Here is a 10,292-nt window from a genome sequence, read left to right as displayed (position 1 = left end):
GCACGCCCGCACCGCCACTGTGCGCACGCCCGCACCGCCACTGTGCGCACGCCCGCACCGCCACTGTGCGCACGCCCGCACCGCCACTGTGCGCACGCCCGCACCGCCACTGTGCGCACCCCCGCACCGCCACTGTGCGTCACCGGAGCGCCCCGGACACGGGCACGGACGCCGCGGCGTGAGCACGGGCGCTGCGGTATGGGAGAGCGCTACGGCGTGGGAGAGCTCGGTCACCCAGGGCCGCACTGACCCTTTGCTCCACTGCCCACGCTGGCACTTCGCCCGCCCTGGCGCTTTGCCCACCGGCCGCACTAGCACTTTCCTGCGCTCGCGCTGGTTCCCAATCCGCCTCGACGCAGTTGATCGCCGAGCCGATCCTTTGCCCTCGCGCTGCTGGGCGACGTCCGCCTTCTGTCAGGCGAGATCGGCGGGGTCGGTGTTCGCGCCGCAGAGCAGCACGATCACCCGCTCGTCGGGATCCGGGACATACGCGCCGGAGGTAAGCGCGGCCTGCGCCGCGGCCGTGCCGTGCTCCACCGCGACGCGGTAGTCCTCCCAGAGCCGACGCCGCGCCTCGACGATCGCCTGATCGTCGACGAGCACCGACGTCAACCCTGCCGCGACGGCGGTCTCGAAGGCGATCGTTCCGACCCGGCGCGCGCCGAGCGAGTCGGCGGCGACCCCGGAGACAGGAACGTCCACGGGCTCACCGGCCTCCAGGGCGGCATGCAGCGCCGGGGCGTTCCGCGGTTCGACGGCCACCACCTTCGCCCGGCCGTGCACCGCCGCGGCGACACCCGCGATCAGGCCGCCCCCACCGACGGCCACCAGCACGGTGTCGAACCCGCCGGGCACCTGCTCCAGCAGTTCCAGCCCCAGCGTGCCGTTGCCCGCGACCATGTCCGGGTCGTCGTAGGCATGGCAGAACAGGGCACCGGAATGACCGGCCCGCTCGAGCGCGGCGGCATACGCTTCCGCGTACTCGTCTCCGGCCTGAACGACACGGGCACCCAGCTTGGCCAACTTGGCGACCTTGACCGGCGGCGCCGTGACCGGCACGTAGATCTCGGCCGGCACCCCCAACTCCCGCGCGGCATACGCGGCCGCGAGGCCCGCGTTACCGCCAGAGGCGGCGATGATCCCGGCGGCCGGCAGCCCAACCTCGGCCGCCGTCAGAATCTTGTTCAACATGCCGCGGGTCTTGAACGATCCGGCATGCTGCACCAGCTCGAGCTTGTATCCAACGGAGCCGTCGAACAGCACCGGCGTCCGGCGAACCCGACCCTCGATCCGCCGGGCCGCGGCTTCGATCGCTTCGCGGGATATCACCGATCCGTTCTACACCCACCGCCGCCGCCACGCCTACCCACCGCCACCTCACGCCTCACCCGCCGCCGTCCGCGCGCCTTACCGACCGCCGCCCGCGCGCCTCACGCGCCGCCGTCCGCGCGCCTGCTCGCCGCCGTCCGCGCGCCTGCCCGCCGCCGTCCGCGCGCCTTACCGACCGCCACCCGCGCGCCTACCCGCCGCCGTCCGCGCGCCACCCGCGCGCCTGCCCGCCGCCAAGCTCGCGCCTACGCACTGCCACCTCGCGCCTTACCTGCCGCCACCCTTGCGGCTAGGCGCCGCACCCTGCCGGCGATCTCACACCGCGCCCACTAAATCACCGTGATCACCGTGCCGCAGGTCTCGCTACCCGGCGGCGTCTCGACGCCCGGCAAAACGGTTACCACTTCGCTCCGGCTACCCAGCGACCTCTCATGGGCTCACCTACGCGCGACGTTTGACCACTACGAACAGTGGCATCGTGGCCTCGCCTATGCGGCGGCCTCGGCGCCGACCATGTGGCGGCGTCTTGGCCTCCACTATGCGGCGGCGTCTTGGCCTCCACTATGCGGCGGCGTCTTGGCCTCCACTATGCGGCGGCTGTCTTGTAGAGGAGGCCCGCGGGCACGGGCTCACGTTCCCCCACCAGGCGCGAGATGTCGAGCAGCCGGTGGGAGAAGCCCCATTCGTTGTCGAACCATCCGCGCACCTTGACGCCGCCGTCCGCTGTGGTCTGGGTGCCGGAGGGGTCGAACAGGAGGGACGCCGGATTGTCCCGGACGTCGATCGAGACCGTGGGGTCCGGCTCGAAGTCGATCAGCCCGCGCATCGGGCCGGCCGCCGCATCGGCGATCGCGTGGTTCACCTCGTCGACGCTGACCGGTCGGTCGGTCTGGCCGCCCAGTTCGGCGAGGGAACCGATCGGCGTCGGCACGCAGTAGTAGCTGTAGCGCACCTCGCCGAGCCGCGGCAGCACGACGCTCACCAGGTCACCGCTGACGTGGTCGTGCGGGATGATGCTCTCGCCGGCGGCGCGGCCCAGCCGGGGATCGTCGCGCGAGGTGCCGGTGGTGGTGTCGTGCACCCGCTGCCACCCCTGGACCGCGAGCACCACGGAGGTCTGCACGCTGCGCAGGCCGAAGCGGTCGAGCAGCACCTTGGCCATGACCGACAGGGCGTTGACCCCGCAGGAGGCGGGCGAGATCACGTCGTGACGGGCCGGGTCGTAGCTGTCGTGGTTGACGCCCCACACCAGGACGGCGTCGGGGTCCTCGGCGGACGCGCTGATCACGACCTTGCGGGCGCCGCCGTGGGTGATGTGGGTGCGCGCGACCTCGCCGCTGCGGAACTGTCCGGTGGCCTCGATGACCACGTCGACACCGGCGTCGGACCACGGGATCCGACCCGGCTGGGCCTCCTGGTAGGTCCAGAGTGGATGTTCGTTGACGATGAGCTGCCCGCCCACCGTGCCGACGGTGCCCGCGAATCGGCCGCGTAAGCTGTCGCGTTTCAGCGCGTTTGCCAATCTGTCGGGCGACGCGATGTCATTAATGGCGACGACCGTGATTCCGGAAGGTGGCGCGGCGCTGATGATGCGCATAACGGATCGCCCGATGCGACCGAAGCCGTTGATGCCGATCCTGACAGTCACCAAGTACTCCTCGCGGCTGCTCCGACTACCTCTGGACTCCGCGCCGTGATCGTGCTGGAAGCCACCCCAGCGAGCACCCGGCGTTACATATCAGACACTATGAGTATGCAACTTGCACGTCAAATCGTGCAGTCGGAGGGGATACTCACAACCTAGCGCTCCGCTGTCAAGACATGACAGATCCGCCTTACTCAGCGGCTCACCTCCTCCGAATTTCCTTGCCCACCAGCAATTTCTATCCTCTCCGAGCATCCCCCCACCACCGACACGCAACCACCTGAGTAAGACCGCGACCGTCGATACCGGACAGAACCCACCGAAGGTTGTCGATGCGCTCCGTCACACTCATGACAACCGCGTCGCACGGACATCACCGCAGCTCAATCCGTTCCGCGACACCATTCCGCACCCCCGGTGCCGATTCACAAGACCCGAATTTTCCACGGCGGTTCGGGACAGTGACCATTCATTTCCGCAGCCACCACGGGGTACCACAGAAGAACCGCGCCCACCCACTGCCCGAGGGAGCGCGATTTTGTCCGGACAGCCCTATCCGATTCACGAAAATGTAACGAACGACATCACGGTCAGACTTTTTACCGCCGCCCGTCCCAAAGGGCCGCCCTCGCCACCGACGACCACGCGCGACACTGCGCCGACCGCCCCGGCGACCACCGTCACCGTCCATCCCCACCAACGATGCGCCTCCGCGACGAAAGCCCCCGAGCCCCAGCCCCGCGCTTCACCGCGACCACCCGGGCGGCACATCCCGGACCGCCCGAACGGCACATCCCGATCGAGCCCGCACAGCGCAACTCAACCCGGCCCGCGCAACGCAACTCCACCCGGCCCGCACAGCGCGACTCCACCCGGCCCGCGCAACGCAACTCCACCCGGCCCGCGCAACGCGACTCCACCCGGCCCGCGCAACGCAACTCCACCCGGCCCGCACAGCGCGACTCCACCCGGCCCGCGCAACGCAACTCCACCCGGCCCGCGCAACGCAACGCCACCCGGCCCGCACAGCGCAACGCCACCCGGCCCGCGCAACGCAACGCCACCCGGCCCGCGCAACGCAACGCCACCCGGCCCGCACAGCGCGACTCCACCCGGCCCGCGCAACGCAACTCCACCCGGCCCGCTCGGTGCAGTTGCACCGAAGCTGCGCGGCACGTCCTGCCAGCGTCCGCACGAGACGCCCCCACCGAAGCTCGCATGGCACTCCCCATCAAGCCCCGTGGCGCCTGGCATCTCGTGCCGGCCGCAGCGAACTCAGACCAGTAGCGCTAGCGACTCCACCCCGACAGCGGAGAAGTAGTAGACGGCGTGCCCCTGGTGCCGCACCAGCAACCGGCCGACCTGCTCCCGCTCTCGTCGCGCGGAGGGCACTAGGACCAGCGACTGCCCCTGGCGCAGCCCTTCCACGTACAGATGCATGATCGTCGTGTCGTTGCCCCAGTCCCGCAGCCGGCAGCGGTCCGGGTGGCGCGGGCAGGCTTCCACGGCCGCGAATCCGGCCTCGCGCAGCGAGGCGACGGCCGCCCGAGCGCACTGCCGGTCGGGTAGCAGCCCGCCCACGGCGTCGGCGGGACGGGCTACGAAGTCGAGATCACCCTGCGGGATCGTCGCGCTCGCCACCTGCGGAATCGTCACGCTTTGCCTCCTGCGAGATCGTCACGCGCGCCTCGTGCGTAACGGCCTGCCCCGCAGACTAGGGAGCGCGCCCCCACACCGGAACGCGCCAGGCGGATGCCCGACACAGCCACGTTCTCCGGTTGCGCCGCCCCGCGAAACACCGCATCATCGCCACCCCCTCTCCCACATCGCAGCGGCCAGGGCCGTCCGAAAGCTCATGGGTTGGCGGTGCGGCCGGCGCTCAGGATTGCCGCCGGCCGCAGCGGGCGCGCCTCATGCGGACGGCATGCTCGGATCCCCGTCCGTCACGGACAGGCCACCCCGCCGGCGCCTTCCCTCACGGGCGAGCCGCCGAGGGAACGCGCCGCTCAGGCCCCCCGCCGCCCCCTCACAGGCGGAGCCGCCGCGCGAACGCGCCGCTGGCGCCCTGCGGCCCCTCGCGGGCAAGCCGCCGTGAAAACGCGCCGCTCAGGCTCCCCGCCCTCACGGCGAGCCGCCGCGCGAACGCGCGCTCAGGCTCCCTGCCGTCCCTCGCGGGCGAGGCGCTTGCGGGCGCGCTGGTTCCGGGTGAATTGCTTGCGCGCTTCCAGGTCGCGTTTCCACTGGTCGCGGGCCGGTTGCTCGCAGCCGTGGACCGCGTTCGCGGTCTGGGCGGGACCGATCATCGACCGGAAGAACCAGTCGTCGAAGGTTTTGTGGAACCAGCGCATGAACCGGCTGCCCGGAGTCCGGTGATCCTCCGCCATGGCGAGCGCCCCTTCCCAGATGCTTTGTGGGCCAATCATTGGTGCCCCAATTATTGGTAGTCTAGCGGGCGACCTGAGGAGAACCGCTGTGAGTGAGCCGATCCACACCACCGACCCGCTGGCGCTGGAGCAGCAGGTCTGCTTCGCCCTCTCGGTGGCGGCGCGCAGCGTCGTGGCTGTCTACCGTCCGCTGCTGGAGCCCATGGGCCTGACCCATCCTCAATATCTGGTGATGCTGGCGCTGTGGCAGCACGCCCCGCTGTCCGTGCGCCGGCTGAGCGAGTTGCTCCAGCTCGACCCCGGCACCCTGTCACCGCTGCTCAAGCGGCTCGAGTCGGTCGGCTACCTGCGCCGCGAGCGGAATCGCGACGACGAACGCAGTCTGGCCATCGTGCTGACCGCCGAGGGCCGGGCGCTGCGGGAGCGGGCCGAGCGGATTCCGCCGGCGGTCGTGCAGCGACTGGGGATGCCGATCGACGATCTCCAGCGCCTGCACGCCGCCCTCACCCAGGTCATCGCCGCGGCAAAACCAGCATCCTGACAACCGGCTCCGGACCGACGTCACGCATCCCGGGCCGCCATCTTTCCCACGTACGCTCCCACGGACAGCGCCCCAGGGCGGACTTTGTCCACATAGGCCCTCGGCGGTCATCCTTACCGGCGAGTACAGACATCCGAGCTCGCCTATATGATGCGCTTGTGGCCGCTGCGGATCTGATATCGCTCAATGTCCGCGGCGGGGGCGAGGACGTTCGCCCCGTGCCGCGTGCGACTTCGTGCTGCGCAGAGCCGGCCACCGCCGCGATCATCCACAGGAAGCGGCCGGCCGGGCCGTGCGCGGGCGCCCGGCCCCGGGCAGTCCGCGGTGACTGACGACCTCACCACCGTACGCAGAAACCGGCTGCACCTCATCGCCGCCTGGATCCTCACCGCGGCCGCGGTCATCACCTTCTCGTGGCTGACGACGGCGTCCTACGTCCGCCAGATGTTGAGCCCTCTGCCCGGCGAGGCGGACACCACGATGCGCGAATGCGGGACCGCGGCATCGTGCGCACCCGACGCCGCGGAACTCGTCGATCAGCAACTCGCGTATCTGCAGAACACCCGGATCCTGGCGTACCTGTCCGGCTGGTCACTCACGATCCTCACGACGGTGATCCTCGCCGTCACGACGATGCTCATCCTCCTCGGCCGACACGAGCGAGCCGTTCGCTATCTCGACACCGCCTGGCGGGCACAAGCGGGAGCAGCGCTGTTCCTGCTCCTGGTGACGGGCACCGCGCTCGCCGCCGGCTCGCGAAGGCTGGCCGACATACCGGACGCCGCCCGCATGTTCACCTTCATCAAGGCCTTCGACTCCCCCTACACCGATGCGGGCCACCTGTACTTCCTCGCCTGGCTCATCGCCGTCGGCGCGGTCACCGCGGTCGTGATCAGGACCCTGCGAAAGACGCTCGCCTCCCGGTGAGTAACGCACAGACCATCCGCACGGTACGATCATCGATGGCTGCAATCCCGGTGCTGCGAAGACGGGCGATCGAGCGACGGATACCGGGAGTTCCCGTTTGCTTGCGCCCGTACCAAATCTTCTTGCTAACGGCCTGGACGCGACCGCCGGGCTGTGGTCGCGGGGGACAACGCCGTTCGCGGTCTGATCAGAGCCTCGTCAAGGATGGACCGGGCCATGACCCACACGCAGACGCCCCCGTTGAGAATCGACGCGATCACGTCGGTGGGATGGTGCATGCCGCGGTACATGCGGCTCAGCGCCACGCCGATCGGCACGAGCAGCAGCAGCCAGCACGCCGCCTTCAGTCGCGTACGGTCGGTCAGCCGAACCAGGATCACGGCCAGCCCGAGGTAGAGAGCCACGGCCGCCGAGGTGTGGCCGGACGGGAAGCTCGACGTCGGCGGGGACGCGTCCATGTGCTCGACGTCCGGGCGCCTCCGGTCGATCATCAGCGTGGTCAGGAAGAAGATCAGCGCCTGGGCGCAGACCGCCGTGCAGAGAAAGATCGATTCTCGCCAGCGTTTGAGGACCAGCCGCAACGCGATGGCCGCGAGGACCGCCACGGCGATGATGGCCGGCGTGCTGGCCAGCGTGCTGAAGACCAGGGAAATCATGCTGAGGTCATGGGTACGGTCGCGCTCGAGTTCGCGACTGACCGAGTCCTCCACGGTCAGCGGCCACGTGTGCGTCAGCACCCTAGTGACGAGCATGCCCAGCGCGATCATGACGCCGAGCAGCGCGGCTACTGGTATCAGCACCCGTTTGAGCGCCTGTGCCGCGAAATCCGCCATGGGCGGCGCAGTACCCGCTGCTGGCCTGCGACGAAACCCGAGCTCTCCTGTTCAGAGGGTCGGAGTCGCCCGCCCATTCCCGGTCAGATCACCGCCATCGGGATATCTCATCCCTCCGGCCGGCGGCACCGTGGCTGTCGCCGCGGCGCCGCTAGGATCCCGAGACCATTTCAGGTTGAGCGGGGGAAGCGTGCGGTTGTTGAGGAGAGGTACGGCCATCGCGGCGGCGGTCGTCGCCGGGCTGGCTGTGGGCGCCGTCGCGCCGGCGTTGGCATCGGCACCGGCACCGGCACCGGCGGGGCCTCCGGGACGGAAACTGGTTCTCTGGGAAGGATTCTCTGGAGAGAGCCTGAACCGCGACGTCTGGCTGACCGAAGTGAGCGGAGGTTACAAGAACGTCAACAAGGGCGAGGAGCAGTATTACTCGGAGGATCCGCGCAACGTCTACATCGATCACAACGTGCCCGAGACTGATGGTGGTGCGCTCGCACTCGAGGCCACCGTCGAACCCACGCCGAAGGAAATAACATTCGACACGGACAAAGGCACCGAGAAGAGATCCTTCCGGTACGCCTCCGGCCGGGTTCAGACGGAGAAGAGCCCGACGTTCACCTACGGAAGCATGTCCGCGCGGATGAAGCTACCCAACCTCGCCGGCACGTTCCCCGCGTTCTGGACCCTCGGCCTGGACGGCTGGCGCTGGCCGGGTAACGGCGAGATCGACATCATGGAGAACATCGGCGACCCACGGTGGACCTCGGCCGGCGTGCAGTTCCGCGTCGTGAAGCCCACGACCGAGAATGACAAAGGCCTGGCATGGCATGGACAAGATGTTGGCGCGGACGACCGAGCCAAGGCCTTCCCGCCTGGCTTCAGCGCCGCTGACTGGCACGTCTACCGCGCCGACTGGTCACCGGGCGGAATCGCCTTCCTGATCGACGAGCGCGAGATCTGGCGGGTCACCCGGGAGCAGGTCACCGAGAAGGGCGCCTGGGTCTTCGACGAGCCGCAGTACCTGATCCTCAACATGGCGCTCGGCGGCCCCTGGGCCGGTGGCGGCAAGGGGTTGCCAGACGCGACGAAGGCTGCGATCGCCCGTGGCGGCGTGCGCACGCTGATCGACTGGGTGCAGGTCATCGACAACCGGCCGCCGGGCGGCCGGATCGAGGCAGAGGACAGGGACTCGTTCACCGGCGTCAAGTTCGGCCCCGGCCCCGACGGCGGAGAGGTCGCCGGTTCCCTGGCCCCCGGCGACTCGATGCGCTTCAACCAGGTTGACTTCGGCACCGGCACCCGCGGGGTGCAGGTCCGGGCCGCCGCCGCGATACCGGCGGGCGCGAGCGGGAACGTCGAATTCCGGCTGCATCCCACCCAGGCGCCGATCGCCACCGCAAAGATCGTCGGCACCGGGAGCTGGGACACATACACCACGGTGACCGCGCCCATCACCCGGCCGTTGACCGGTGTGCACACCGTGTTCGTCACGTTCACGCGCAACGTGCCGGAGGAGTTCGTCAACATCGACTGGTTCGCCTTCGATCCACCACCGCAGACGGTGCGGGGCTACTGGCCGATGAACGAATGGAGCTGGGACCGCGAGAACAGCCACATCTTCCGGGGCAGAGCCGGAACAGCCGGCGATGCCATCCCGCACGGCACTTTCACCCGCATCTCGGACGTTCGGTCCGGCGGGGGTGGAGCCGTACGCTTCGACGGCGTCAACAGCTACGCGTCGACCGCCGGACCGGCGGTGCGCACCGATCAGAGCTTTACCGTGTCAGCATGGGTACGGCTGCCCAAGGGCAACGGCTTCCACACCGCCGTGGCCCAGGATGGGCAGCAGGCGAGCGGCTTCTACCTGCAGCATGCGCCGGGCGGCCTGTGCACGTTCGCGGTCCCCAAAGCGGACACTGCTGACCCGGAGTTCAGCGTCGCGGTGGGAAAACCCGCCAATCTCGAAAAGTGGACGCTGCTCGTCGGTGTCTACGACGCCGCAGCCGGGGAGATAACCCTGTACGTCAACGGCGTCGCTGGCACATCCGTACCCGCGAGCCCCTTCAACGCCACCGGCCCGCTCACCATCGGCCGCTCGATGTTCAACGGCTACGCGGGCAACTACTGGCCAGGCGACATCGACGACGTCCGCGTGGTAGCCGGAGCCCTCACTCCGGCGCAGATCGTGGCTCTCACCGCCAACACACCCGCCTGACGCGACCCCACCGGGCACCTCGGCGCGGTGGATGATCAACAAAAGCGCCCGATCATCCACCGCGCCGAGCAGGCCGCGGCACGGGCCGGCAAACCGCTCCCCTGTGCGTCAGGCGACGCGTCACTCCGGGCAGGTGGCGGTGGTCGCGAGCCGCGGGGCCAGCACGGTGAACGAGACGATCGTGACGGTGGCCAGCCGCAGCGCCGCCGATCCTTTTCCGCCCTCAAGCCCAGCGATGTCTCCCGCGGGCGGCGCGTTATGCGTCTTCGTCCGGTTCGCCACCAGAGGTTGCCGCCGTTCGCCAGATTGGCTGACGTGCCGGAAGATTCGCGACCGTACGCTCCGCTGATGCCTCAGCCGACCGAATCACCATCCTTCCATCTGGGGTCCTCGATGTCGTCGCACAACCCGCTCAGTGGGCAGC

General features: G+C 69.3%; 10 protein-coding genes. 4 read left to right on the top strand and 6 right to left on the bottom strand.

The genetic code is table 11. The features are described from left to right. Nucleotides 1-414: 414 nt before the first annotated feature. Entirely contained in the window at nt 415-1,329 is a 915-nt protein-coding gene (locus tag AB0M36_RS20865) for a threonine/serine dehydratase (protein WP_364159868.1), read from the bottom strand. A 586-nt stretch (nt 1,330-1,915) separates the two neighbouring features. After that, the gene (locus AB0M36_RS20860; protein WP_364160395.1) at nt 1,916-2,926 is read right to left on the bottom strand and encodes a glyceraldehyde 3-phosphate dehydrogenase NAD-binding domain-containing protein; all 1,011 of its coding nucleotides are present in this window, start codon (nt 2,924-2,926) and stop codon (nt 1,916-1,918) included. A 750-nt stretch (nt 2,927-3,676) separates the two neighbouring features. Between AB0M36_RS20860 and AB0M36_RS20855 the strand changes: the two genes are divergently transcribed. Next, the gene (locus AB0M36_RS20855; RefSeq protein WP_364159866.1) at nt 3,677-4,261 is read left to right on the top strand and encodes a hypothetical protein; all 585 of its coding nucleotides are present in this window, start codon (nt 3,677-3,679) and stop codon (nt 4,259-4,261) included. Here AB0M36_RS20855 and AB0M36_RS20850 read toward each other — a convergent pair. Both AB0M36_RS20850 and AB0M36_RS20845 read right to left on the bottom strand, forming a co-directional pair. After that, nucleotides 4,250-4,630: a hypothetical protein gene (locus AB0M36_RS20850; RefSeq protein WP_364159864.1), complete on the bottom strand. Its 381-nt coding sequence runs from the start codon at nt 4,628-4,630 to the stop codon at nt 4,250-4,252. The two genes, AB0M36_RS20855 and AB0M36_RS20850, sit on opposite strands and share 12 nt — an antisense overlap. A 494-nt stretch (nt 4,631-5,124) precedes the next feature. Then, nucleotides 5,125-5,358 carry a hypothetical protein gene (locus AB0M36_RS20845; protein WP_364159862.1) on the bottom strand — a complete coding sequence of 78 codons (234 nt, stop codon included), beginning with the start codon at nt 5,356-5,358 and terminating at the stop codon, nt 5,125-5,127. An 88-nt stretch (nt 5,359-5,446) separates the two neighbouring features. On the opposite strand from AB0M36_RS20845, the gene AB0M36_RS20840 reads away from it, so the two are divergent. Next, nucleotides 5,447-5,899 carry a MarR family transcriptional regulator gene (locus AB0M36_RS20840; protein WP_364159860.1) on the top strand — a complete coding sequence of 151 codons (453 nt, stop codon included), beginning with the start codon at nt 5,447-5,449 and terminating at the stop codon, nt 5,897-5,899. Between the two features lie 324 nt (nt 5,900-6,223). Continuing rightward, the gene (locus AB0M36_RS20835; RefSeq protein ID WP_364159859.1) at nt 6,224-6,826 is read left to right on the top strand and encodes a hypothetical protein; all 603 of its coding nucleotides are present in this window, start codon (nt 6,224-6,226) and stop codon (nt 6,824-6,826) included. Between the two features lie 125 nt (nt 6,827-6,951). Here the strand turns inward: AB0M36_RS20835 and AB0M36_RS20830 are convergent, their stop codons facing one another. Continuing rightward, on the bottom strand, nt 6,952-7,659 hold the full coding sequence (locus AB0M36_RS20830; protein WP_364159857.1) for a phosphatase PAP2 family protein: 708 nt from the start codon (nt 7,657-7,659) through the stop codon (nt 6,952-6,954). Between the two features lie 199 nt (nt 7,660-7,858). Between AB0M36_RS20830 and AB0M36_RS20825 the strand changes: the two genes are divergently transcribed. After that, entirely contained in the window at nt 7,859-9,868 is a 2,010-nt protein-coding gene (locus tag AB0M36_RS20825; RefSeq protein WP_364159855.1) for a LamG-like jellyroll fold domain-containing protein, read from the top strand. Between the two features lie 120 nt (nt 9,869-9,988). Here the strand turns inward: AB0M36_RS20825 and AB0M36_RS20820 are convergent, their stop codons facing one another. Continuing rightward, nucleotides 9,989-10,150: a hypothetical protein gene (locus tag AB0M36_RS20820; RefSeq protein ID WP_364159853.1), complete on the bottom strand. Its 162-nt coding sequence runs from the start codon at nt 10,148-10,150 to the stop codon at nt 9,989-9,991. Between the last annotated feature and the right edge of the window lie 142 nt (nt 10,151-10,292).

The sequence above is a fragment of the Actinoplanes sp. NPDC051346 genome (assembly GCF_040682215.1).
Taxonomy (GTDB): Bacteria; Actinomycetota; Actinomycetes; order Mycobacteriales; family Micromonosporaceae; genus Actinoplanes.
The sequence above is the reverse complement of the archived record's forward strand: the minus strand, read 5'-3'. Positions and strand labels throughout refer to the sequence as shown.

Bases quoted from the DNA above. Each gene is read 5' to 3' on its own strand.
- AB0M36_RS20845 (WP_364159862.1), bottom strand. From the start codon at position 5,358: ATGGCGGAGGATCACCGGACTCCGGGCAGCCGGTTCATGCGCTGGTTC.
- AB0M36_RS20860 (WP_364160395.1), bottom strand. From the start codon at position 2,926: ATGCGCATCATCAGCGCCGCGCCACCTTCCGGAATCACGGTCGTCGCC.
- AB0M36_RS20855 (WP_364159866.1), top strand. From the start codon at position 3,677: ATGCGCCTCCGCGACGAAAGCCCCCGAGCCCCAGCCCCGCGCTTCACC.
- AB0M36_RS20830 (WP_364159857.1), bottom strand. From the start codon at position 7,659: ATGGCGGATTTCGCGGCACAGGCGCTCAAACGGGTGCTGATACCAGTA.